This is a genomic window from Aquabacterium sp. OR-4, assembly GCF_025290835.2.
Classification (GTDB): Bacteria; Pseudomonadota; Gammaproteobacteria; order Burkholderiales; family Burkholderiaceae_C; genus Pseudaquabacterium.
Map to the genome: position 1 here is coordinate 2,099,945 of NZ_JAOCQD020000001.1, position 23,915 is coordinate 2,123,859.

Sequence of the window (23,915 nt, forward strand, 5' to 3'; positions counted from 1 at the left end):
CCGTTCGCAGGCAAGCCCGGCGATCCGGCGCGCCCGCGCCGCTTGCATGCGCACTGCTGCAGGCCAACGGCAGCGCGCCGACCTCTTGCTGGCGTTCTGGCGTGTTGCGGCTGCAGTGGCTTGATTGATAATGCGATTTATTCTTATTACGTTTGCGCCACAGGCCGGCCGATGCCAGTCGCCATGGCCAGGCCCGGGCGTGCGTCTTTCACTTCCAGAGTCTTCTTGTGCTGGAGCGCTACCACCGCGAACTGCTGAACTTCCTGGCGCGCCAGGTGAACGACCGCGACACCGCGGCCGACATCGCCCAGGAAAGCTTTGTGCGCGTGCTGTCAGCCCAGTCGTCGGGCCAGGCCGTGCTGGACATGCGCGCCCTGCTCTACCGCGTCGCCCGCAACCTGGTGATTGACCAGCACCGGCGCAACGAGGTGCGCCGGTCCTGCGATCTGGACGCCCTGCCAGAAGACCAGCACCCGCCGGCGCCCAGGCACCTGCAGCCTGAAGAGCTGCTGGCCTCGCAGCAGGTGATCCGCGCGTACCTGGCCACCATCGAGGCCCTGCCCGCGCGCTGTCGGGAAGCCTTCGTGCTGCATGTCTTCGACGACTGCAGCCACGCCCAGATTGCCCAGCACATGGGCATTTCAGCCAGCATGGTGGAAAAGCACATCGTGCGCGCCATGGTGGCCTGCAAGCTGTGTGAGCGCCGCCTGCGCGGCGAGGGCGAATCGAATCCAGGCCGGAAAGGCCTGACCGGCCAGCAGGCCAAGGCGCCAGACTGAGCCTGCCCGGGTGAGGCTGGGCTCACCTCGTGCGTCTACATTGACCAGAGCCAGCCGTTTGCCGCACCGCCATGCCCACCACCCCGCCTTCCTGGCGCGCTGATCGCGCCCATGCCATCGCGCAAGACCCGCCAGCCGGCGCCAGCGCCGGCCGACTGGCGGAAGAAGGCGCCGACGAACGCGAGTTCGAAGCCTTCGCCCAGGCGCAGCATCCGCTGGACCTGGCGGCCGCCACCTGGGTGACGCGCAAGCGCAGCGGCCTCAGTGCCGAAGGCGAAGCCGAATTGCAGGCCTGGCTGGACGCCGACCCGCAGCACGCGCAGGCCCTTGAAGACATGGAGGCCACCTTCGGCGAAGTGCAGCAGCTGCCTGGCGACGACGTGGCGCAGCTGCGCGCCTGGCTGCCGGAGCAAGAGGCCGCCGCCCGGGCCGGGCTCGCGCCCAGCGGGCCCAGGCGGCCACAACGCGGCCTCACCACCGGCTGGGGTTTCGTCCTGCCCGGCCTGCTGGCTTGGCTGCGCCCGCTGGTGCCCCATGGCGCCGCCGCGGCCATGGCATTTGCGACCGTGTGCGGTGCCTGGCTGGGGTGGCGCCATTGGCAGCAGCAACCTGTGTTCGCGCAGGCCTACGCCACCGAACGCGGCCAACAACTGCAGGCCACCCTGCCCGACACCGCCGACACCGCCCCGGCCGCCGGCAGCACGCTGCAACTCGACACCGCCACCCGGGCCGAGGTGCGCCTGTTTCGCGACCGGCGCGAAGTGCACCTGCAAAGCGGTCAGGCCATGTTTGCGGTGCATGCCGACCCGCAGCGCCCCTTCCATGTGTACGCCGGCGCGCTTCGCATCACGGTCGTCGGCACCCGCTTTTCGGTGCGGCATACAGGCACCGGGCTCGATGCAGGCCAGACCGTGGTGGCAGTGGAAGAGGGCCGTGTGCGCGTTGAAGCACACCCGCATTCCGCCGGTGGCGACGCCGCAGCGCCGGCGGGCGTTGCGGCGCCCCTGGCACCGGCCAAGCACCGCGTCGAGCTGAGCGCTGGGCAGATGGTGGTGGCCAACGCCCAGGGCCAGGTGGGCCCGGTCGTCGCGCTGCCGGCCCATGCCATCGCCCCCTGGCGAAGCGGGCGCCTCGGCTTCGACCACACCCCACTGGCCCAGGCCATTGCCGAGTTCGAGCGCTACGGCCGCACCGGGCTGGTGGTGCACGACCCCGCCGTGGCTGCCTTGCCGGTGGGTGGCAGCTACAGCCTCACGCAGTGGCAGCGCTTTGCCGAGACCCTGCCGCAGGTGCTGCCGGTGCGCCTGGTGCGCCGGGGCCAGGTCACGGAGGTGGTGGCGCAGTGAGGCGAAACCGGCCGCCGCAGACATCAAGAAGAATTCTTATTCGCAACATGAGGAAACCGCAGGGGTGCTGCGTCTTCTTCGGGAGGCAGGGCCGGTCCGCAAGGCGCCGGCCCGGCAAATCAGCCACCGACCGAGGAGTTTTCACCCATGCGAACGATGCCGCTGCACCAGCGCTTCACCCCTGCACCCCTGGCCCAGGCCGCCTTCCTGGCCTTGGCGATGGCGGCCGGCCATGCGCCGCTGGCCCACGCCCAAAGCGGCACGGCAACGGCGGTCGCCACGCCCATCGCCCTCACCATCCCGGCGCTGCCGCTGGGGCAGGCGCTCAACGAGCTGGCGCGCCAGGCAAACCTGGCGATGACGTTTCCGGCGGCGCTGGTGGCGGGCAAGCAGGCGCCGGCGGTGACGGGGCCGTTGACGGTGCAGCAGGCACTGGATCGGCTGCTGGCCGGCAGCCGGCTGACCGCCGCGGTGGAGGGCCACTCGGTGATCGTGAAAGAGCTGCCGGCGGGCGCCGTCGCCTTGAAGGAAATGCCCACGGTGCGCGTCGTGGCCTCGGTTCTGCGCCCAGGCGATCTGCCCGCGGCCTTTGCCGGCGGCCAGGTCGCCACGGGCGCGCGGATGGGTGTGCTGGGCAACCAGAGCGTGATGGACACCCCCGCCAACATCACCAGCTACACCGCCGAGCTGATGGAAAACCGCCACGCACGCACCGTGGCCGACGTGCTGACCAGTGATCCCTCGGTGCGCAACTCGGTGACGACCGGGCACCAGTACGAGAACTTCAAGGTGCGCGGGTTCACCATCAGCCGCGGTGACTTCGCCATCGACGGCCTGTTCGGCATGAGCGGCAACAGCAACAGCGCCATCGACATGTTCGAACGGGTCGAACTGCTGAAGGGCCCGGGCGTGCTGTTTACCGGCATGGCCCCCAGCGGCGGGGTGGGCGGCATCATCAACATGGTGCCCAAGCGCGCCAGCGACGAACCGATCAACCGGGTGACCGTTGACGCGCAAAGTGCCAGCCAGCTGGGCACCAGCGTCGATGTCGGCCGCCGTTTTGGTGAGGACAAGGCGCTGGGCCTGCGCATCAACGGGCGCTTCGCCGATGGCGAAACCACCCTGCAGGGCCAGGACGAGCGGCGCGAATCCTTCTCCGTCGCGCTCGACTACCGGGGCAAGGCGCTGAAGGCCTCGCTCGACGCGTACACCAGCAAGGAAGTCGTCACCGGTGGCGTCGGCGCGATGTTCGAGTTTCCGACCAACGCGGTCGTTCCGGCCGCCCCAGACCCATCGATCAATCAGTTTCCCAGTGCCAACGGCGTGCTGGAATCCAATGCCGTGATCGCCAGGGCCGAGTACGACATTCTTCCGGGCTTTTCAGCCTTTGCCGCCACCGGCCTGTCGAAGTCCAAGAACGCAGGCTTCACCGGCGGCTCGATCGTCAACGCCATCTCCGCCAGTGGCACCAGCACCACGACGACCACCGGGGCCACGCTGGGCAGCCAGACCAACCGGAGCACAGAAGCCGGCCTGCGCGGGCGCTTGACCACCGGCCCGGTGCTGCATGACCTGGTGCTGCAGGTGTCGCGCCTGGAAAACGAGACGCGGTCGGCCAGCGTCACCAAGGCCATCGCCAGCACGAACATCTACAACCCGACCTATGCCGACATGCCGGTCATGCCCACGTTCGCGCCCAAGACCGCGCAGACCACGTGGTCGGGCCTGACGCTGGCCGACACGCTGTCCACCTGGAACGACAAGCTGCACCTGACGCTGGCCATGCGCCGGCAGCGCATCGAGACCACCAGCTTCAGCGCGACCGGCGCCGTCACCGCCGACTACGACATGAGCGCGTGGGCCCCGTCGGTGGGGGTGGTGGTCAAGCCCTGGGGCGATCACCTGTCGCTGTATGCCAACCATGTGCAAGCGCTGAGCAAGGGCGATCAGGTGACCCAGGTTGCCGGCTACGTGCAGGACTTCACCTTCGAGCCCTACAAGTCCACGCAACACGAGCTGGGGGTCAAGTGGAACCTGGGCAGCTTTGCCCACACCGTCAGCCTGTTCCAGATTTCCCAGCCCATGCTGATCGCCACCGGCGTGCGCCCCAACATGATCGCCACGATCAACGGTGAGAAGCGCGTGCGCGGACTGGAATGGAACAGCTTTGGCACGGTGATGCCCCATGTCCGACTCCTGGGCGGCGTGGCCTACACCGAGGGTGTGCAAACCCGCACCCAAGGCGGGCAGTACGACGGCAAGGACGCTGTCGGCGTGCCGCAATGGCAAGGCAATCTCAGTGCCGAATGGGACACCCCCTGGGTGCCGGGCCTGACCTTCAGTGGCCAGGTCACCACCACCAGCAGCCAGTACCTGGATTCGGCCAACGTCATGACCCTGCCGAGCTGGACGGTGCTGGATCTGGGCGCGCGCTACAGCATGCAGGTGGCCGGCAAGAAGCTGACCACCCGCCTGACGGTCAGCAACGCATCGGACCGCCACTACTACTCGAGCTCGTTCCGCGACACCCGACCCGTGGCGAACCTGGGCCAGGGCCGTGTGGTGTCAGTCTCGGCCACGCTGGACTTCTGACCATGCCTGCCAGCGCCATGCAAACAAGCACCTTGATCGGACTGGCGCTGGCCTTTGCGGGTTGCCTGGCCTGTTATCTGGCCTCGCCCAACCAGCGTTGGCTGGCCAAGCCAGTGCCCGCGCGGCTGGCGCGGGCCGGCGGCGTGGCCCTGTGGGTGATGGCCTGGCTTTGTCTTGCCCAGGCGCGACAGGCGCTGACGGCCACGCTGCTGCTCTACACCGCGCTGATGCTGTGCTTCGTGGTGCTGCCATGCACCGGTGCCCTGCTGGGTCTGCTGAAGCGGCCGAAGGATGCATGAGATGACCGACAAGAAGCCGCCGCCCATTCAACGGGACTGGTGGTCCAAGACCCTCGCCGGGCTGTTGCTGGGCGGCGTGCTGGCCCTGGCCGTCAGTGGCGTGTTTGCCCAACTCATCGACGGCGTGCCCTTCGGCGCGCGCCGCCAATTGGCGAACTGGCTGGTGCCCCCGATCTGGCTGGGCGTGCTGGGCACGGTCTACTTCTTCTCCAGCGGGCTGCGGGCCTGGTTGTGGCTGGGCGGCGCGGCAGCCTTGCTGACGGCGGCTTTCCATCTGCTGCGCAGCGCCTGACCTTCTTTGAAACCGGCATGAAAACCGAGTACGTCCGCATCTACAAGTCGGTGCACACCTGGGTCAGCATCGTCAGCGGGATGGCCTTGTTCATCGCGTTCTATGCCGGGGCGCTGGGCATTTTCAAAGAGCCGCTGAACCGCTGGGCCGCGCCGCCCAGGCTGGAACAAGCGCTCACCCCGCTGGCCGATACCCCGCAACTGATCACCCAGACCCTGGCCCGCGCCCCGGCGGCGGCCAAGGGCTTCGTGATCTACCTCGAAGACGCCGAGCACATCCCGGCGCGGATGGCCTGGCGCGTGCGAGGCCCGGGTGATGGGGAGGACAACGCATCGGCCCCGGTCACCCACATCGCCAGCCTGGACGCTCAGGGTCAGGCGCAGGTGGAGCCCTTCCAGGGCCATCGTCTGGCCACCTTCATCGACCACCTGCACCGGGTGGTCGGCCTGCCTGTCGACAACGACGCCAACCGCTGGATCATGGGCGTGTTCGCCACGCTGTACGCCCTGGCCTTGTTCTCCGGCGTGGTGATCCTGCTGCCCTCGCTGGCCAAGGATCTGTTCGCGCTGCGCATCGGCAAGAACCTCAAGCGCATGTGGCTCGACACGCACAACGTGGTGGGGGTGGTCAGCCTGCCGTTCCACATCGTCATCGCGGTGACGGCCGTCGTGTTTGCCTTCCACGACCCGATCTATGCGGTGCAGGACAGCACCATCCACGCAGGCGCCAAACCGGCCGGCGGCCCACGCGAGCGCGCAGCCGGCAAGGCCGCGGCCAAACGTGACCCCGCCAGCATGGTGCCGCCGGCGTCGCTGGTCGACGCGGTCAAGACCTTTGCGCCGTCGTTCGAGCCGAGCTTCCTGCAGTACCGACGGGTTGGCGAAGCCAGCGCCGAAGTCCGGGTGTGGGGCAAGGACGCGGCGGGCGTCATGCCGCGGCCCCGGGGCGGCTTCGTGAGCGTCGACCCCTATACCGGCAAGATCACCAGCAGCGATCGCATGCCTGGCAGACAGGAAGCACCCGCGCTGGTCATCCACAGCCTGTTCGCGCTGCACATGGGCGCCTTCGGGGGGGCGCCCGTGCAGTGGATGTACTTCGTGATGGGGCTGGCCGGCGCCTGGCTGTTTTACAGCGGCAACCTGCTGTGGGTGGAATCTCGCCGCGTCAAGCCCGCGCGAGGCGCATCAGACAGCGATGCCCCGCCTGCACAGCGGCGCCATGTGCAGCGCATGGCCAATGCCTGCGTGGGTGTGTGCCTGGGCTGCGTGTGCGGCCTCTCGCTCAGCATCGTCTCAGCCAAATGGCTGCAGGCCCATGTGGACAACATGGCCGTTGCGCACCAGTGGGTCTACTACGGCGCGTTTTTCGCCGCGCTGGGCTGGAGCTTCTGGCACGGGGCCGCGCGCGCCGCCATCCACCTGCTGTGGCTGGCAGCCGCCTTCACGCTGGCCATTCCGGCCACCAGCCTGCTGGGCCGGCTGCAGCCTGAGCTGGGCCTGTGGGCGCACGGCAGCGCGGTGAGCCTGGGCGTCGACCTCGTGGCCCTGGCCGGCGGCCTGTGCTTTGCAGGCTTGGCCCGTTTGACCCAACGACGCGCATGGCTCGGCCCGGCCGACAGCATCTGGTCTGTGAAGCCCCGGGCCTGTGCTGCCGGGCTTTGACCTCAGGTCAACATCAGCTGGCCCGGCGCGATGTTCGCGAATCCGGTCACAGCCAGCCCGCACGGCGCGGGCTGAAAACAGCTCAGATCATTCCCACTCTGTTGTCAACAGCAGGGAGCGGCTCGTAGGTAGATCGGGCGCTTGGTTAGCCCGCCGCGAGCGAGATACCGACATCTTTACCGTCGCTGCTTTGGCCGATGCCAGGCCTTCGTCTCGTCGACCTTGGTCATCAGGGCCGGCCTTTGTACAGCCACGTGGATCGCTTGGGATCGAACGAGACGACATTGACGGTATCGACCCGCTTGTTCCGCGACCCGATGACGGCATTCGCTGCCTGGGTGACGGTATCGGCGCTGTGCCTGCCCGAGCGCTACACAAGCAGAAGACTGCGTCAATGGTAGTCGTCTTCGAGTTGGTGGCGCACGGCAAGAACGGCGACGTGGGTCTCGTCCTGGATCTCGAACAACGCCACATAGCCCGATCGTCCAAACGGAACGATCAGCTCCCGCAGGAAGGGACTCTGCCCGGCCTTGCGGCACGTGAACGGCGACGTCTTCAGCGTGGCGATGCCGGACCGCAAGGCCGCGATGGCCTGCGTCGGCAAGGTGAGATCGCCGCCCTCGCGGGACAGCTCACGCTCCAACAGGAAGTCGAAGAGCCGATCCAAGTCCGCCACGGCGTCCCGGGTCAGCCGAACCTTGAACGTCACTTCCCCTTCTTCGCCTGGCGCGAACGCGCGGCGTCGAGCTTGCGTTGCAAGTTGTCGATCACCACGTCGGCATCGACATAGTCACCCGTACGCCGAGCCTTGTCACGTGAGCGAAGCCCGCGCGCAATGAACTCGGCCTGCATGCGACGCCGTTCGACCGTCGCGCGGATCGAGGCTTCGACAAACTGGGTGAGGGTCTCGCCTTCGGCCAGCACCGCCTCTACCTCGGCACGAAAGTCGGGCTCGACGCGGATGGATGGGATGGTGGTCGTCTTCACCAATTCAGTGTATCGCAATTGCGCCACATGAGGCGGCCACCTGCGGTATCGGGCCACGGCGCGGGAGGCGTGGAGCTCCAGTCAGACGAACGCGTGCTCGTGGTGGACCCGACGTGCGACTCGCAGAGTTCGAGCGGCAGTCCATCGGGATCAGCGAAGAACGTGAAGCGCCGACTGGTGTATTCATCGACGCGTACGGGCTCGACCGCAACCCCTTTCGACTCGAGCCAGGCCTTGGCATGCGCCACGTCGTCGACGGCAAACGCCAGGTGCCGCAGCCCCTGCGCCTCCGGGCGCGATGGGCGTGGGGGTGGGGACGGGAACGAAAACAATTCGATCTGGCTGCCATCCGGCATGGCCAGATCGAGCTTGTGCGATTGGCGTTCCACGCGGTGTTGCTCGGCCACCACGCGCAAGCCCAGCAGGTTCACGTAGAAGGCCTTCGACCGCTCGATATCCGAGCAGATGATGGCGACATGGTGGATACGGCAGAGCTGGAGCATGGCGTTCTGTCAGTTCACAGGATTGCCCGCCCTGCCAAGAGCGGTCTGTTTGCTTCCAAGGCGGATGCGCATGATGCGGAAGTTGGGCTCGGCCTTGTCGAAGTCCATGCGGCCCGAGAAGGCATGGTTGAGGTGGTTGGTCGAGACCCAGAGCGCGCCTTCATGGTCGAACGCCATCGTATCGGGCCAGATCCACTCGGGGCCTTCGGCCACCGTGCTCACGGCCAGGCTGCGGGGGTCGATGCGCTGCACACGGCTCAGCGTCACGTTGGTGGCGTAGACGGCGCCATCACGACCTACCGCGATGCCGTCCGAGCCACCGCCGATCCGGATCGGGCCCGTGACCCGCTTGGCGATATCAGCGTCGCGCAGCGCGCCATCGAGCAGGTGCCGGGTCTCGACACGGTAGACCGCATCGCCCGTGGTGATCGACCAGTACAGGCGCTGGCCGTCCGGACTGAGCGCGATGCCGTTGACGCCGACCTTGAGCGCCACGCCGGGGAGGGCCGGCTCGCCATTGACCTGCAACGGGCGCTCCGGGTCGTCGCCCGTCAGCGGCGAGCGGTCGAGCACGCGGCGGGCGGCGCCGGTCTTCAGGTCCAGCACGATGATGCCGCCAGCGACGCCGCCTTCGGCGCGGCTGCCGCTGTCGCTGAGGTAGGCCACCTGACGGCGCTCATCCAGGGCGATGTCGTTCAGGAAGCTCGTGGCGGGATCGGCCACGGCATCGGGCAGCGCAAAGCGCCGCAGTTCGCGGCCGCTGTCGAGGTCGAACACCACCACCTTCTGGCCACCCGCCGCGGCGCGCGTCTCGCCGCCGGTGTAGCCCATGTCCAGCGCCCAGAGGCGGTTGTGGCTGTCGATGGTGAAGCCGAGCACGCTGCGCAAGCCTTCGGGCCGGGTGGCGTCGTTGGCCTCCCAGGTCGGGAAAGGCTGCAGCACCGATTGGCCGTTCTTCGTCACCACGAGATTGAGCGTGGCCGGTACGCGCGGGTCCAAGATGCGGGCCACGCTGGCGAACACACGGCCCCGGCGATCGACCTTGATGCCGTACAGCGGCGCCTTGGTGTAGAGCCGCGCGGCGTTGTAGGCATCGGCTTGCAATGGGGTGGGGAAGTCCCACTGCGTGCGCGTCCAGGCGTGGCGCACCTCCACGGTGGGCAGGGGCGCGCCGGGTTGCGCCAGCGCGAGGGTCGTGGCGCTGAGCAGCGCGAACAGGCTGACGGCGCTCCAAGCCGCCGAAGAGGCAAATTGTCGAAGGTTCATGATGGCAGGTTGACGTCGAAGGTTCAGGAGGGAGGGTTGAGCGCCATCGGGGTGTGGCGATGGCGGCGTGGGTGATGAAGGGAGGGATCACCGGCCAGCGCTGGGGCGGTAGCGCTCGAGCCAGTGGGCATAGGGTGGCGGCAGCACCCAGGCGGCCTGGGGTTGGCCGAGCGCCTGCGCCGCGGCATAGGGCCAATGCGGGTTCGCCAGGTGGGCGCGGCCGACGAGCGCCAGGTCGAGCTGACCCTGGGCGATGGCTGCTTCCGCCACCGCCGGGTCCTCGAAGCCCCAAGCCGACGACACCGGAATGCTCGCCTCGCGGCCGATGCGGGCCGCCACCGGGCCCAGGAAGCCAGGGCCCCAGGGCACCTGCGCCTTCGGCGTGGAGAAGCCGACGCTGACGCTGAGCAGGTCCAGCCCTTCCGCCTTGAACTGGCGGGTCAGCGTGATCGATTCGGCCAAGGTGCGTTCGTCGTCACCGTCGTACTCGATGACACCGAAGCGGGCGGTCAGCGGCAGCCGCTCGGGCCAGACGCGGCGCACCGCGCGCAGCGTGTCCAGCAAGAAGCGGCTTCGGTTCTCGAGGCTGCCGCCGTAGGAATCGTCACGCGCGTTGGCATGCGTGGAGAAGAAGCTCTGGCCCAGGTAGCCGTGCGCGAAATGCAGTTCCAGCCATTCGAAGCCGGCATCGCGCGCGCGGCGGGCCGCGGCCACGAAGTCCTGCTGCACGCGCTGGATGTCGTCCAGGCTCATCGCCCGCGGCACGCGGTCAAGGTGGGCACCGAAGGCGATCGCCGACGGCGAGATCGGCTGCCAGCCGGTGGCGTCACCCGCGGGAATGTGGTCATCGCCTTCCCAGGGGCGATGGGCGCTGGCCTTGCGGCCCGCGTGCCCGATCTGGATGCCGGGGACGGCACCGGCCTGGCGGATGGACTGTGCGATGGCCGCCAAGGGCTCGGCCTGGGCGTCGTTCCACAGGCCCAGACAAGCCGGCGTGATCCTGCCTTCGGGCGACACCGCGGTGACCTCGACCGTCACCAGCGCGGCACCGCCGCGGGCCAGTGCGGCGTAGTGGGTCTGGTGCCAGTCGTTGGCCAGGCCGTCCTGGGCCATGTACTGGCACATCGGGGGCACGCCGATGCGGTTGCGCAGGACCACGTCCTTCAAGCGCAGGGGTTCAAAGAGGAATGCCATGAAAAATCCAAGTGTTGGTGGGCAGGGGTGGCTGTGTCGACAGCCTGCTCAGAGGCGGATCACCACCTTGCCCTGGTTCAGTCCGGCGCCGGTGTCTCGCAGCGCGTCGGGTGTCTCGGCCAGCGAGATCACACGCGTCACCTGCGGGTCCAGGCGCCCGTCGGCCACCCACGCGGCCACCGTCTCGCCGGCGCGACCGATGTCGTGCAGGCTCTCGCCGTCCCCGTGCTGGTACGCAAAGCCCAGGGCTACGTCATGCAGGGAAATGGCCTTGCCCCAGGCCGGCAGATCGGCCTCCTTGGGGCGACCGACCACGCACACCATGGCCCCGTTGTGGCGCAGCAGCGGCAGCAAGGACGTGGCCGACACTGCCGATACCAGGTCGATCACGGCATCCACACCCCGCCCCTGGGTGAGGGTCATGGCCTGCGCCGCCACGTCACCTTGCCGATAGTCGATGACGGCCTCGGCGCCAAGCGCTCGAACGCGCTCGCCCGACCGTGCCGTGGTGCCGATGACGCGCGCACCCTGTTGCCGGGCCATCTGCACAACATACCCGCCAACACCACCGCCCGCACCCGAAACGAGGACCGTCTGGCCGGGCCGCAGATTCAACTTCAGGTGCACCGCTTGCCAAGCCGTCAGGCCTGCACACGGGATGGCGGCGGCCCGCTCGAACGACAACGACTCAGGCAAGCGGCTGAGGACGCGCGCATCGACGATGACCTGCTCGGCAAAGCCGCCCCATCGGTACAGGTTGGTCAGCGCCATCACGCGGTCGCCCAGATTCCAATCATGGACGCCCGGACCGAGCGCGTCGATTTCGCCGGCCGCATCAATGCCCAGGACATGGGGCAGCGTCAAGCCCGCCCCGCTGCGCGCGAACTTGTGGTCCACCGGGTTGATGCTGGAGGCGCGCACGCGCAGGCGGACTTCGCCGGGGCCCGGGCTTGGCGTGGGTACGTCGGCCAGCGTCAACGCATGGTCGTCGCCGGGTCTGAGCAGGAGCAGTGCTTTCATGGCGGTCATCGCTGGTGTCGGCCTCGGTCCGGCTGGTGACCCGAGGCACGTGGTTGAGTCGATCACCCGAGGCTCGGCGCGAACGCCGAGCCCGAGTTCACGTCTCGAGCAGACTGCGCAGCATCCACGCGGTCTTCTCGTGGCTGTCCAGGCGCTGGGTCAGCAGGTCTGCGCTGGGCTGGTCACCGGCCTTCTCAACCACGGAGAAGATGCCGCGCGCGGTGCGGGCCACCGCTTCATGGCCTTGCATCAGGATGCGAACCATCTCGAGCGCCTTGGGCGACTGGCTCGGGGCGTCGGGCACCGAAGTCAGCGCCTGGAACTGCCCGTAGCTGCCGGGCGCCTTGGCCCCCAGTGCGCGGATTCGCTCAGCGATGGGATCGACGGCATTCCACAACTCGGTGTACTGGGTCTGGAACATCGCGTGCAAGCTGCTGAACATCGGACCCGTCACGTTCCAGTGGAAGTTGTGCGTGGTCAGGTAGAGCGTGTACGTGTCCGCCAGAAGCCGTGACAGGCCTTCTGCGATGGCGACGCGGTCTTGCTCGCTGATGCCGATGCCGGTGCCGGTGCCGATCTGGGGGCTGTGCATCATGGTGGCGTCCTTCGCGCTCATGCTTGCCTCAGCGCCTTGAGCAGCTCTTGCGCCACCAGGTGCGATGACTGCGGGTTCTGGCCCGTGATCAGCTGGCCGTCGCGGACTGCGAACGCTTGCCAGTTGCCCGCGCCTTCGAAGCGGCCGCCCAGCTCACGCAGGCGCGTCTCCAGCATGAAGGGCACCACCTTCTCCAGACCGACGGCCACCTCCTCGGCATCGGTGAACGAGTTGACGCGCAGGTCCTTCACGATGGATTGACCATCGGGGCGCTTGGCCGTCACGAGGCCGGCAGCACCGTGGCAGACCGAGGCGATCAGCTTCTTGGCCGCGAAGGCGCGCTCGACGGCACGGGTCACGCCAGCGTCCACCGGCAGATCCCACATCGTGCCGTGGCCGCCCGGGAAGAAGATGGCGTCGAACTGGGCACCGTCGAACTCCGAAGCCTTGGGCGTCGCCGCGATGCGCGCCTGCAGGGCGGTATCAGCCAGGAAGCGCTCGACCACCGGGTCGTTCTGGCCGACCGGCTTGATGCTGCCCGGGTCGACGGGCGCGGGGCCACCGGCCGGAGAGGCCAGCGTCACCTCGACGCCGGCATCGGCGAGCGCGTAGTACGGCACCGCCAGCTCCTCGGCCCACAGGCCGGTGGGCTTGCCGGTGGCACCCATGCGGGCGTTGGAGGTGACGATCATCAGGATGCGGGAAGTCATGGAGAGTCCTTTCTTCGGTGAATGCGCCAAGCGGCGCGATGGAAAGAACTGTATTGATTCGTCGCCTGCCAATAAACTGGCGCCATGGAACTATGTTGATTACCTGGATGAACAAATGGCACGCACCTTTGAGCCCGTGCAGTTGGGCAGCATCGAACTCTTCTGCAAGGCCGCCGAACTCGGCAGCTTCACCGGCGCTTCTGAGGCGCTGGGCCTGACACCGGCCTCGGTGAGCCGCTCCATCGGACGGCTCGAAGCGCGGCTGGGCGTGCGGCTGTTCAACCGCACCACGCGCAGCGTGCGGCTCACCGCGGGTGGCGAGCTCTACCACGCGCAGTGCCAGCAGGCGCTGGAGCAGATCGCCGAGGCCGAGCGCGCCCTCACCGGCCAGCAGGCCGAGCCCAAGGGGCTGGTGCGCGTGAGCGTGGGCACCGTCTACGGCCACCACCGCGTGGTGCCGGCGCTGCCGGGCTTCATGGCCGCTTACCCCGGCGTGGACATCGAGCTCAATGTCTCCAACCGCAATGTCGACTTCGTCGAGGACGGCTACGACCTGGCCATCCGCCTGGGTGAGCCACGCGACTCGCGCCTGGTCTCGCGCAAGCTCGAGGAGGCCACCGTGGGCATCTTCGGCTCACCGACCTACCTGCGGCGCCACGGCAAGCCGAAGACGCTGGACGAACTGCGGCAGCACGACCTGATCCAGTTCGTCGTGCCCAGCACCGGGCGGCCGATGCCCTGGATCCTGCGCACGCCCGAAGGCGAGGACATCGACTTCAACTTCAAGAGCCGCCAGCGCGTGCACGAGGACGTACTGGCCGGTGTGGGCTGGGCCGCGGCGGGCGGCGGGCTGTTCCAGATCTACCACTTCGTGGCGCGCGAGGCTGTGAAGGCGGGCCGGCTCGTGGAGTTGATGCAGGGCCACGGAGGCCGGTCGCGGCCGTTCCATGTGCTGTACCCGCAGAACCGCCACCTCTCGGCGCGGGTGCGGGCCTTCGTGCAGTACCTGGCCGAGACCGTCGCGCCGTCGGCGCGCCAGGCGTGAGTATGAGGCTGCGGCTCTGACACCGCCCATGGCTTGCGGAGCCAGTGCGCCTCGATGAGGGCCAGACGCCGATGCGCTGCACGAACTCTTGACGAAGCGCTGCTGGAGTGCCTTTGGCGACCGCTTCAGCCACGGCATCCATCGACGCCCTCGTCCGTCCAGCAGGTTATGGACGTGGCCCAGCCGCCGTATTGCCATCCGTTCCGTGGGCGTCGCGCAGCATGGGGTCGTCATGCCGAAATGGAGTCATTCGGAACGTCAGGCCGGTCGACTCGCACGGGTCGAGTCCGGCAGTGGCCCCGCAGTGGCCCCCCCCCTGCAGGAACAATTGTTCAATGTGCCGCCGAGCCAAACGCTCTGCCCTGCTGCCACCATCGCGGCGCACAAAGCGACGGCCGCGGTTTCCACAGATGCCGAGGTCGATCGAGTAGGCGTTCAATGCCTCGCGCCGCCGCAACCCATACTGCACGGTGAAGGTCTCGACGCTCGTTGACGATGCGGCCGCGTCATCAATAGGGGAACTTATCCTATTGATTTTCAACGACTTTTTGTCCCGCCCGTCATTCCCACTCGATGGTGGCCGGCGGCTTGCTGCTCACGTCGTAGGCCACGCGGTTGATGCCGCGCACCTCGTTGATGATGCGCCCGCTCACCTTCTTCAACAGCGCATACGGCAGCTCGGCCCAGTCGGCGGTCATGAAGTCGCTGGTCTGCACGGCGCGCAGCGACACCACCCATTCGTAGGTGCGGCCGTCGCCCATCACGCCCACGCTCTTGACCGGCAGAAACACCGTGAAGGCTTGGGATGTGAGCTCGTACCAGCTCTTGCCCGACAGCGGCTCGATGGTCGAGCGCAGTTCCTCGATGAAGATCGCGTCAGCGCGGCGCAGCAGGTCGGCGTACTCCTTCTTCACCTCGCCCAGGATGCGCACGCCCAGGCCCGGCCCAGGGAACGGATGGCGGTAGACCATGTCGTGCGGCAGGCCCAGCGCCACGCCCAGCTCGCGCACCTCGTCCTTGAACAGCTCGCGCAGCGGCTCCAGCAGCTTCAGGCCCAGCTGCTCGGGCAGGCCACCCACGTTGTGGTGGCTCTTGATGGTGGTGGCCTTCTTGGTCTTGGTGCCGCCGCTTTCCACCACGTCGGGGTAGATGGTGCCCTGGGCCAAAAAGGTGGCGCCCTGGTGGCCGCCATCGCCGGCCTTGAGCTTGGCCGCCTCGGCCTTGAAGACATCGACAAACAGGCCGCCGATGATCTTGCGCTTCTTCTCGGGGTCGCTCACGCCGGCCAGCTGGCCGAGAAACAGCTCGGAGGCATCCACGCGGATCACCTTGGCATGCAGGCGGCCGGCAAACATCTCCATCACCATGTCGCCCTCGTTCAGGCGCAGCAGGCCGTGATCGACGAACACGCAGGTCAGTTGGTCGCCGATGGCGCGGTGGATCAGCGCCGCGGCCACGCTCGAATCGACGCCGCCCGACAGACCCAGGATCACCTCCTCGTCGCCCACCTGCTGGCGGATCTTCTGCACCGCCTCGTCGATGTAGTTGCCCATGATCCAGTCGCCGCGGCAGCCGGCGATGCCGCGCACAAAGCGCGTCAGCAGCTCGGCGCCCTGCACCGTGTGCGTGACCTCGGGGTGGAACTGCACCGCGTAGTAGCGCCGGCTCTCGTCGGCCATGCCGGCGATCGGGCAGCTGGGCGTGCTGGCCATCAGCTTGAAGCCCGGCGGCAGCGCGGTCACCTTGTCGCCGTGGCTCATCCACACCTTGAGCATGCCGTGGCCTTCGGGCGTGCTGAAGTCCTGCAGGCCCTGCAGCAGCTCGGTGTGGCCGTGCGCGCGCACCTCGGCGTAGCCGAACTCGCGGTGGTCGCTGGCTTCCACCTGGCCGCCCAGCTGCACCGCCATCGTGAACATGCCGTAGCAGATGCCCAGCACCGGCACACCGGCGTCCCACACGGCCTGCGGCGCGCGCAGCTCGTGGTCCTCGTAGGTGCTGGCATGGCTGCCGCTGAGGATGATGCCCTTGGCGCCATAGCTGCGGATGAACTCGTCCGACACGTCGTTCGGATGGATCTCGCAATACACCTGGGCTTCGCGCACGCGGCGCGCGATGAGCTGGGTGACCTGCGAGCCGAAATCGAGGATCAGGATCTTGTCGTGTTGCATGGCAAAGCTCTCAGGCCGCACCGGCGGCCACTTTCAGGCAGAAGCCGCGGCAGCCTGCAGCGCGCGGCGGCGGAAGAAGCGGTACGCCACCGTGGCACCCACGGCCTGCAGCGCAGCGCAGAAGAAGAAGGGCAGGCCCATCAGCACGTCGCCGGCCTGCAGGTGCGACACCACGCCCAGCAGCGGCGTGGCCACCATGGGCGCCAGCACCGCCATCAGGCCGTTCAGCGAGGCCACCGAGCCGGCCGTGGCGCCCTGCTCATGGGCCGGCGCGGCATTCGAGATCAGGCTCTGGATGGCCGCCTGCGCGCCACCGCCGAGGATGCCGCCCAGCACGATCACCACGTACATCATCCAGCCCTCGGTCACCAGGCCGAAGCCCAGGTAGCTCAGGGCGCTGGCGGTGAGGCCCACCGTGGCCAGCACGCGGGTCGAGAAGCGCACCAGCATGTGCTTGAGCAGCCAGCCCTGCACCAGCGCGGCAATGGCACCCACGGTGAACAGCGACCAGCCCACCTCGGCCGGCCCCCAGCCGAACTTGAAGTGCGTGTACAGCACCCAGCTGGTGTGCAGCGTGAACTGCGCCAGCGCGGCCAGCGCCACCACCCACACCAGCGGACCCACATCGGCCAGCCGGGCCAGGCCCGACAAGGCCGCGAACGGGTGCACACGGCGCCAGGCGAAGGGCTGGCGCTTTTCAGGCGGCAGCGATTCGGGCAGCACGAACCAGCCGTACAGCCAGTTCAGCACCGCCAGCGTGCCGGCCGCAAAAAACGGCAGCCGGATGTCGATGGCGCCCAGCAGGCCGCCGCTGGCCGGCCCGAGGATGAAGCCGATGCCGAACATCGCACCCAGCATGCCGAAGCGGCGCGCACGCTCCTCGGGCGCCGAGATGTCGGCCACATAGGCACTGGCCACCGCGGCATTGGCCTGCATGGCGCCCGAGAACACCCGCACCGCGATCAGCATCCACAGCGCCGTGGCCAGGCCGGTGACGAAGAAGCTCAGCGCCAGGCCCGAGAAGCCCAACAGCAGCACCGGCCGCCGGCCAAACGCGTCGCTCAGCGCGCCGAGCACCGGCGAGGCAAAGAAGTTGGCCAGGCCGAAGGTGATGGTGACCACCCCGTACCACCAGGTCTGCTCGGTGGGCGAGCTGGTGAAGGTGCCCACCACCAGCGGCAGCACGGGGATGATCAGGCCGATCGACACCATGTCGATCAGCACCGTGATCATGATGAAGGCCATGCTGGCCCCCCGCCCGCCGGGTACGGCGGTCGGCCCGCTCTCGCGCTCAGTCATTGCAGGCCTGGCTCACTCCGCCCGGTAGTTCGGCGCTTCCTTGGTGATCTGCACGTCGTGCACATGGCTTTCGCGGATGCCGGCGGCCGTGATCTCGACGAACTCGGCCTGGTCGTGCATCTGCTCGACCGTGGCGCAACCGCAGTAGCCCATGCTGGCGCGCAGGCCGCCGGCCATCTGGTAGACGATGGAGATCATCGAGCCCTTGTAGGGCACCCGGCCTTCGATGCCCTCGGGCACCAGCTTGTCGGCGTTCGGGTTGGTGGTCTCGTCGTTTTCCTGGAAGTAGCGGTCGGCCGAGCCGGCCTTCATGGCGCCGATCGAGCCCATGCCGCGGTAGCCCTTGTAGCTGCGGCCCTGGAACAGGAACACCTCGCCCGGCGACTCTTCGGTGCCGGCAAACATGCCGCCCATCATCACCGTGCTGGCACCGGCGGCCACGGCCTTGGCGATGTCGCCCGAGTAGCGGATGCCGCCATCGGCGATCAGCGGCACGCCGCTGCCGCGCAGCGCGGTGGCCACGTTGTCGATGGCGGTGATCTGCGGCACGCCCACGCCCGCCACGATGCGGGTGGTGCAGATGCTGCCCGGGCCGATGCCCACCTTGACGCCATCGGCGCCGGCTTCCACCAGCGCCAGCGCCGCGGCGCCGGTGGCGATGTTGCCGCCGATCACGTCCACCTGCGGGTAGTGCTTCTTGACCCAGCGCACACGCTCGATCACGCCGGCCGAGTGGCCATGCGCGGTGTCGACCACCAGCGCATCGACCCCGGCACGCACCAGCAGCTCGACGCGCTCTTCGGTGCCCTCGCCCACGCCCACCGCGGCGCCCACGCGCAGCTTGCCCTGGGCATCGCGCGCGGCGTTCGGAAAGCTGGTCTGCTTGGTGATGTCCTTCACCGTCATCAGGCCGCGCAGCTCGAAGGCGTCGTTGACGACCAGCACGCGCTCGAGCTTGTGCTGGTGCATCAGCGCCTTGCCATCCTCGATGGTGGCGCCTTCCTTCACGACGATCAGGCGGTCGCGCGGGGTCATGATCTCGCGCACCGGGGCGTCCATGCGCGTTTCAAAGCGCAGATCGCGGCCGGTGACGATGCCGACCACGCGGCCGTCTTCCACCACCGGAAAGCCCGAGATGCCGTGCTGGCGGCTCAGCGCGATCACCTCGCGCACCGGCACGCCGGGGCTGATGGTGATCGGGTCGCGCAGCACGCCCGATTCATAGCGCTTGACCCGCGCCACCTCGGCCGCCTGCTGGCGCGGCGTGAGGTTCTTGTGCACGATGCCGATGCCGCCCTCCTGGGCGATGGCGATCGCCAGGCGCGCCTCGGTCACGGTGTCCATCGCGGCCGACACCAGCGGCAGGTTCAGGCGGATGTTGCGCGACAGGTTGGTCGCAAGACTGGTGTCGCGGGGCAACACCTGAGAGTAAGCCGGCACCAACAACACGTCGTCGAAGGTGAGCGCTTTGCCGAGAAGGCGCATGGGAGAAGCTCCAGACGCAAAAGCGGATTATACGGAGCCGCGCCACACCGGCCACTGGCCACCCGTGCGGAGCCCTGTTCTGTCCAGCAACGCACACGGCGCGCGCCGGGCAGGGCTCTCCCCGGTGCCTGCGGCCGGGGGCCGCCGCTACACTGCGGCGCCATCCGTTCTGCCACCGCCCCGCCAGAGGAGCGCCCCACCGTGAGTCCTGCCCGTCACCGCCCTGCCCTGCTGCTGCTCGGGGCCCTGAGCTTGGCGCTGCTGGCCCCGGCGGCCCAGGCTCAGTACAAGTGGAAGGACAGCCGCGGCCAGGTGCATGTGAGCGACCGGCCGCCGCCGCGCGAGGTGCCCGACAAGGACATCCTGCAGCGCCCGCCCAGCCGCAACGGCAAGGCCCAGCCGGCCGCACCGGCCGCCGAGGCCAGCGCACCGGCCGCCTCGGCGCCGGCACGCCAGGCGCTGGACCCCGAGCTGGAAGCGCGCCGCAAGAAGCAGGAGCAGGACAGCCGCAACCAGCAGCGCGCCGACGAGGAGCGCCAGGCCCGCTTGCGCGCCGAGAACTGCAGCCAGGCCCGCCAGCAGATCGCCACGCTGGACAGCGGCCAGCGCATGGTGCGCATCACGCCCCAGGGCGAGCGCGTGGTGATCGACGACAACATGCGGGCCGCCGACCTGCAGCGCGCCCGCGCCGCCGCCGAGGCCAACTGCCGCTGAGCCCAGGCTTTGGCCGTGCCAGCGCCCGGCCCAAGCCAGCGCCTGGCGCGCGCTCAGCCCGCCTTCAGGCGCCGCTGCGCCCGCTTCAGGCCATCGCGCCGGTAGCGCAGGCGCCGCGCCTCCTTCGGATCGACCGTCAGCCCCCGGCTGAGCTCGATGCGGTCGCCGTCGCGCAGCGGCGCATCCAGCGGCGCCGCGCGGTTCCACACGCTCAGGGCCAGCGCCAGCAACCCGTCAGCGCCCAGGCGCCCGGCCCAGCCGCTGGCGCGCAGCGCATCGGCCACTGTGGCGCCTGCCGGCAGGCGCAGCGCCAGGCGCCAGACATCGTGCGGCGCCGCGGCGTGGACCAGCAGCACGCCGATCTCGCCGCCCACCGGCACGGCCGGCTCAGCGCTCACCGTAGACCTGCTCGGCGCGGCGCACGAACGAATCGACAAAGGTGTTGGCCACCTTGTCGAACACCGGGCTCAGCACGCTCTCGAAGGCGCGGTTGGCAAAGGCGTAGGTCAGCTCGAACTCCACCTTGCAGGCCGGTGGCTGGCCCTCGGCGCCCAGCGGCGCAAACCGCCACTGGCCATCGAGCAGCGAAAACGGGCCGTCCACCAGCTTCATGTCCACCCGCTGGTCGGCCACATGGATGTTGCGCGTGGTGAACGCATGGCGCAGGCCGGCAAACTGCAGGTGCAGACGCACGGTGGGACCCTGCGCGTCCTGCGACAGCAGATCGGCACGCTCGCACCAGGGCAAAAAGGCCGGATAGGCCTCCACCTGGGTCACCAGCGCATACATCTCGCTGGCCGAGTACCACAACAGAACCGACTTCTTCACGTGCTTCATACAATGGGGCAAATTCTAGGGGCCGCCCGACGCCACAGTCGCGCGGCCCTGTTCATTGGCCAACATGTCCCTGCCCACCCCCTACCGCACCAGCGCGCGCCAAGACCAGCCTCGGGTGAATCCCAAGGATCTGAAGCCCTCGGCGCCGATCGCCGAGAACCGCCGTGCCCGCTACGACTACCACATCGAAGAGCGGCACGAGGCCGGCATGGTGCTCGATGGCTGGGAGATCAAGGCCATCCGCGCCGGCCAGGTGCAGCTCACCGACGGCTATGTGGTCATCAAGAACGGCGAGCTGTTCCTGATCGGCTGCCGCATCAACGCGCTGCGCTCGGCCTCCACCCACGTGGTGCCCGAACCCGACCGCACCAAGAAGCTGCTGATGCACAAGCAGGAGATCCGCCGCCTGGTCGGCAAGGTCGAGCAACGCGGCTTCACGCTGGTGCCGTTGAACCTGCACTACAAGGGCGGGCGGGTGAAGGTGGAGATCGCGCTGGCCAAGGGCAAGGCCCAGCATGACAAGCGCGACGACCAGAAGGACAAGGACTGGAAGCGCGAGCAGGGCCGGCTGATGCGCCAGCGCGTCGGCACCAGCACCTAGCGCCTGTTCACACGAGGCTCAGCCCCAGCGGGGCTGGCGCTTGTCGATGAAGGCCTGCACGCCCTCGAGCGCGCTGTCGTCCATCATGTTGCAGGCCATGGTCTTGACCGCGTCGTCGTAGGCCGCGGCAATGCCGGTTTCGAGCTGGCGATAGAACAAGGCCTTGCCCATGGCCAGCGCCACGCGCGGCTTGGCCACGATGCTGGCCGCCAGCGCCTGCACCTCGGCGGCCAGCTGCGCGGGTGGCACCACACGGTTGACCAGGCCGCGCTCGCAGGCCTGGGCAGCACTGATGAAGGCGCCGGTGACCAGCATCTCGAAGGCCTGCTTGCGCGGCAGGTTGCGGCTGAGCGCCACGCTGGGCGTGGCGCAGAACAGGCCCAGGTTGACGCCGCTGACCGCAAACCGCGCGTCGTCGGCCGCCACCGCCAGATCGCACATGCCCACCAGCTGGCAGCCGGCAGCGGTGGCAATGCCCTGCACCTGGGCGATCACCGGCACCGGCAGGCGCTGCAGGCTCAGCATCACGCGGCCGCACTGGGCAAACAGGCCCTCGTAGTAGGCCTGCGAGGGCGCGGCTCGCATCTCCTTCAGATCGTGCCCGGCGCAAAAGGCCTTGCCCGCGGCGGCGATCACCACCACCCGCGCCCGCGCCTCGCCGGCCACCGCATCCAGCTCGGTCTGCAGCGCCAGCAGCATGGCCTCGCTGAGCGAGTTGAAGGCCTGCGGCCGGTTCAGCGTCAGCGTGATCACGCCCTGGTCATCGTCATGGCGCAGCAGCAACGGCTCGTCGGTGGTCAGCATCGCGGGTCTCCCGGGGGTCATTCGATGGCGGACGAGGACCTGGCCCGTTCGCGCAGCTGGAACTTCTGGATCTTGCCGGTGGAGGTCTTGGGGATCTCCTCGAAGCGGATCTCGCGCGGCACCTTGTAGCCGGCCAGCAGGCCCTTGCAGTGCGCCACCAGGGCTTCGGCAGTGACCGATGCGCCGGCCTTCAGCTCGACATAGGCCACCGGGGTTTCGCCCCACTTGGGGTCGGGCCGGGCCACCACCGCGCAGGCGGCCACGGCGGCGTGGCGGTAGAGGGCGTCCTCGACCTCGATGGAGCTGATGTTCTCGCCGCCCGAGATGATCACGTCCTTGCTGCGGTCCTTGATCTTCACGTAGCGGTCGGGCTCCAGCACGGCCAGGTCGCCGGTGTGGAACCAGCCGCCGGCCAGCGAGGCCGCGGTGGCGGCCGGGTTCTTCAGGTAGCCCTTCATCACCACGTTGCCGCGGAACATGATCTCGCCCATGGTCTGGCCATCGGCCGGCACCTCGGCCAGGGTCTCGGGGTGCAGCACGGTCATGCCTTCCTGCAGCGGATAGCGCACGCCCTGGCGGCCGTTGAGGCGGGTCTGCTCGCTCAAGGTTTCTGCCGCCCACGATGCGCGTTTGGCCGCCACGCCGGCCGGCCCGTAGACCTCGGTCAGGCCGTACACATGCGTGATGTCGAACCCGATCTGCGCCATGCCCTCGATCATGGCCGCCGGTGGCGCGGCGCCGGCCACCATGCCGCGAATCCTGTTCACCGCCCGGCCCGCATCGACAGCGACGCCCAGGCCGGCCAGCAGCTCGGGCGGGGCGTTGTAGATCAGGCTGTGCACGATGGGCGCGGCGCAGTAATGGTCCACGCCATGCAGGCGCATCGCCTCGAGGATGGCCCTGGCCTCCACGCGGCGCAGGCACACATGGGTGCCGGCCTGCATGGCCACCGTCCACGGAAAGCACCAGCCATTGCAGTGGAACATCGGCAGTGTCCACAGGTAGGTGGGGAACTGCTTCATCGTCCAGGTGACGGCGTTGCCCACGGCATTGAGGTAGGCGCCGCGGTGGTGCGTGACCACGCCCTTGGGATCGCCGGTGGTGCCCGAGGTGTAGCTCACCGCAATGGCATCCCACTCGTCGGCCGGGCCGTCCAGACGGGCCAGCGGCGCGTGGGCGGCCAGCAGGGCTTCGTACTCGTGCGTGCCCAGGCGATCGCCGCTGCCGGTGTACTCGCTGTCGCAGACATCGATGACGATGGGCGTGCGGCCATGCTGCTCGCGCAGCAGCTTGAGCGCCGGGGCCATCACCGGCGCGAACTCGCGGTCGGTGATCAGCACCGTGGCCTCGCAATGGGCCATCTGCCACGCGATCAGCGCGGCATCGAGCCGCGTATTCAGGGTGTTGAGTACGGCGTTCAGCGCCGGCACGGCGTAGTGCGCCTCCACCATCTCGGGGGTGTTGGGCAGCATCACGCTGACCGTGTGCATGCGCTGCACGCCCAGCGCGCGCAGCGCCGCGGCCAGGCGCGCCGAGCGCTCGCGGGTCTGGGCCCAGGTGTAGCGGCGCTGGCCGTGCAGCACGGATGTCAGGTCGCCAAACACCTCGGCGCTGCGTTCGACGAAGCTCACCGGCGACAGCGCCACGAAGTTGGCCGCGGTCTTGTCCAGATGCTGGTCGTAGATGCTCATGGGTGAATCCTTCAATGGGCGTCAACC

24 protein-coding genes are annotated in these 23,915 nt (G+C 68.6%); 9 read left to right on the plus strand and 15 right to left on the minus strand.

Going from position 1 to position 23,915, the window contains the following annotated elements; genetic code table 11:
• Positions 1–227: 227 nt before the first annotated feature.
• The 6 genes from N4G63_RS09145 to N4G63_RS09170 all read left to right on the plus strand — a co-directional run bounded on the left by N4G63_RS09145 (position 228) and on the right by N4G63_RS09170 (position 6,969).
• Positions 228–779: a sigma-70 family RNA polymerase sigma factor gene (locus tag N4G63_RS09145; RefSeq protein WP_314599597.1), complete on the plus strand. Its 552-nt coding sequence runs from the start codon at positions 228–230 to the stop codon at positions 777–779.
• Positions 780–850: 71 nt separating this feature from the next.
• Positions 851–2,125, plus strand: a complete 1,275-nt coding sequence (locus N4G63_RS09150) for a FecR family protein (protein WP_260788001.1) — start codon at positions 851–853, stop codon at positions 2,123–2,125.
• A 147-nt stretch (positions 2,126–2,272) separates the two neighbouring features.
• Complete coding sequence (locus tag N4G63_RS09155) at positions 2,273–4,717, plus strand: TonB-dependent siderophore receptor (RefSeq protein WP_260788002.1); 2,445 nt, start codon at positions 2,273–2,275, stop codon at positions 4,715–4,717.
• Positions 4,718–4,719: 2 nt separating this feature from the next.
• The gene (locus N4G63_RS09160) at positions 4,720–5,016 is read left to right on the plus strand and encodes a hypothetical protein (protein ID WP_260788003.1); all 297 of its coding nucleotides are present in this window, start codon (positions 4,720–4,722) and stop codon (positions 5,014–5,016) included.
• A gap of 1 nt (position 5,017) precedes the next feature.
• Entirely contained in the window at positions 5,018–5,308 is a 291-nt protein-coding gene (locus N4G63_RS09165; RefSeq protein WP_260788004.1) for a hypothetical protein, read from the plus strand.
• A 17-nt stretch (positions 5,309–5,325) separates the two neighbouring features.
• Positions 5,326–6,969 carry a PepSY-associated TM helix domain-containing protein gene (locus tag N4G63_RS09170; protein ID WP_260788005.1) on the plus strand — a complete coding sequence of 548 codons (1,644 nt, stop codon included), beginning with the start codon at positions 5,326–5,328 and terminating at the stop codon, positions 6,967–6,969.
• A 391-nt stretch (positions 6,970–7,360) separates the two neighbouring features.
• Here the strand turns inward: N4G63_RS09170 and N4G63_RS09175 are convergent, their stop codons facing one another.
• The 8 genes from N4G63_RS09175 to N4G63_RS09210 all read right to left on the minus strand — a co-directional run bounded on the left by N4G63_RS09175 (position 7,361) and on the right by N4G63_RS09210 (position 13,244).
• On the minus strand, positions 7,361–7,678 hold the full coding sequence (locus tag N4G63_RS09175; protein WP_260788006.1) for a type II toxin-antitoxin system RelE/ParE family toxin: 318 nt from the start codon (positions 7,676–7,678) through the stop codon (positions 7,361–7,363).
• Positions 7,675–7,956 (minus strand): YlcI/YnfO family protein, encoded by a 282-nt coding sequence (locus N4G63_RS09180; protein WP_260788007.1) that lies wholly within the window; start codon positions 7,954–7,956, stop codon positions 7,675–7,677. Before N4G63_RS09180 ends, N4G63_RS09175 begins: the two co-directional genes overlap by 4 nt.
• Positions 7,953–8,459, minus strand: coding sequence for an SMU1112c/YaeR family gloxylase I-like metalloprotein (gene gloA2 / locus N4G63_RS09185; RefSeq protein ID WP_314599598.1), 507 nt, complete (start codon positions 8,457–8,459; stop codon positions 7,953–7,955). Before gloA2 ends, N4G63_RS09180 begins: the two co-directional genes overlap by 4 nt.
• A gap of 9 nt (positions 8,460–8,468) precedes the next feature.
• A complete protein-coding gene (locus tag N4G63_RS09190) occupies positions 8,469–9,725 on the minus strand; it encodes an L-dopachrome tautomerase-related protein (RefSeq protein WP_314599599.1) in 1,257 nt (418 codons plus the stop codon).
• An 87-nt stretch (positions 9,726–9,812) separates the two neighbouring features.
• The gene (locus tag N4G63_RS09195) at positions 9,813–10,919 is read right to left on the minus strand and encodes an NADH:flavin oxidoreductase/NADH oxidase (RefSeq protein ID WP_314599600.1); all 1,107 of its coding nucleotides are present in this window, start codon (positions 10,917–10,919) and stop codon (positions 9,813–9,815) included.
• Between the two features lie 48 nt (positions 10,920–10,967).
• On the minus strand, positions 10,968–11,939 hold the full coding sequence (locus tag N4G63_RS09200) for a zinc-binding dehydrogenase (protein ID WP_314599601.1): 972 nt from the start codon (positions 11,937–11,939) through the stop codon (positions 10,968–10,970).
• Between the two features lie 97 nt (positions 11,940–12,036).
• Entirely contained in the window at positions 12,037–12,555 is a 519-nt protein-coding gene (locus tag N4G63_RS09205) for a Dps family protein (RefSeq protein WP_314599602.1), read from the minus strand.
• Complete coding sequence (locus tag N4G63_RS09210; protein WP_260788012.1) at positions 12,552–13,244, minus strand: type 1 glutamine amidotransferase domain-containing protein; 693 nt, start codon at positions 13,242–13,244, stop codon at positions 12,552–12,554. Before N4G63_RS09210 ends, N4G63_RS09205 begins: the two co-directional genes overlap by 4 nt.
• Before the next feature lie 115 nt (positions 13,245–13,359).
• On the opposite strand from N4G63_RS09210, the gene N4G63_RS09215 reads away from it, so the two are divergent.
• Positions 13,360–14,289, plus strand: a complete 930-nt coding sequence (locus N4G63_RS09215) for a LysR family transcriptional regulator (protein ID WP_260788013.1) — start codon at positions 13,360–13,362, stop codon at positions 14,287–14,289.
• A gap of 560 nt (positions 14,290–14,849) precedes the next feature.
• Here the strand turns inward: N4G63_RS09215 and guaA are convergent.
• The 3 genes from guaA to guaB all read right to left on the minus strand — a co-directional run bounded on the left by guaA (position 14,850) and on the right by guaB (position 19,241).
• Complete coding sequence (guaA, locus tag N4G63_RS09220) at positions 14,850–16,457, minus strand: glutamine-hydrolyzing GMP synthase (RefSeq protein ID WP_260788014.1); 1,608 nt, start codon at positions 16,455–16,457, stop codon at positions 14,850–14,852.
• 33 nt (positions 16,458–16,490) lie between these two features.
• Positions 16,491–17,702: an MFS transporter gene (locus N4G63_RS09225; RefSeq protein ID WP_260788015.1), complete on the minus strand. Its 1,212-nt coding sequence runs from the start codon at positions 17,700–17,702 to the stop codon at positions 16,491–16,493.
• Positions 17,703–17,768: 66 nt separating this feature from the next.
• Positions 17,769–19,241 carry an IMP dehydrogenase gene (gene guaB / locus N4G63_RS09230; RefSeq protein ID WP_260788016.1) on the minus strand — a complete coding sequence of 491 codons (1,473 nt, stop codon included), beginning with the start codon at positions 19,239–19,241 and terminating at the stop codon, positions 17,769–17,771.
• Positions 19,242–19,442: 201 nt separating this feature from the next.
• On the opposite strand from guaB, the gene N4G63_RS09235 reads away from it, so the two are divergent.
• Positions 19,443–19,955, plus strand: a complete 513-nt coding sequence (locus N4G63_RS09235) for a DUF4124 domain-containing protein (protein WP_260788017.1) — start codon at positions 19,443–19,445, stop codon at positions 19,953–19,955.
• Between the two features lie 53 nt (positions 19,956–20,008).
• Here N4G63_RS09235 and N4G63_RS09240 read toward each other — a convergent pair whose 3' ends face one another.
• Positions 20,009–20,353 (minus strand): RnfH family protein, encoded by a 345-nt coding sequence (locus N4G63_RS09240; RefSeq protein WP_260788018.1) that lies wholly within the window; start codon positions 20,351–20,353, stop codon positions 20,009–20,011.
• The gene (locus tag N4G63_RS09245) at positions 20,343–20,792 is read right to left on the minus strand and encodes a type II toxin-antitoxin system RatA family toxin (protein ID WP_314599603.1); all 450 of its coding nucleotides are present in this window, start codon (positions 20,790–20,792) and stop codon (positions 20,343–20,345) included. The genes N4G63_RS09240 and N4G63_RS09245 overlap by 11 nt, the downstream gene beginning before the upstream one ends.
• 64 nt (positions 20,793–20,856) lie before the next feature.
• Between N4G63_RS09245 and smpB the strand changes: the two genes are divergently transcribed.
• Positions 20,857–21,393, plus strand: coding sequence for an SsrA-binding protein SmpB (gene smpB, locus N4G63_RS09250; RefSeq protein ID WP_260788019.1), 537 nt, complete (start codon positions 20,857–20,859; stop codon positions 21,391–21,393).
• 18 nt (positions 21,394–21,411) lie between these two features.
• Here the strand turns inward: smpB and N4G63_RS09255 are convergent, their stop codons facing one another.
• Positions 21,412–22,197, minus strand: coding sequence for an enoyl-CoA hydratase (locus N4G63_RS09255; RefSeq protein ID WP_260788020.1), 786 nt, complete (start codon positions 22,195–22,197; stop codon positions 21,412–21,414).
• 17 nt (positions 22,198–22,214) lie between these two features.
• Positions 22,215–23,888, minus strand: a complete 1,674-nt coding sequence (locus N4G63_RS09260; RefSeq protein ID WP_260788021.1) for an AMP-binding protein — start codon at positions 23,886–23,888, stop codon at positions 22,215–22,217.
• Between the last annotated feature and the right edge of the window lie 27 nt (positions 23,889–23,915).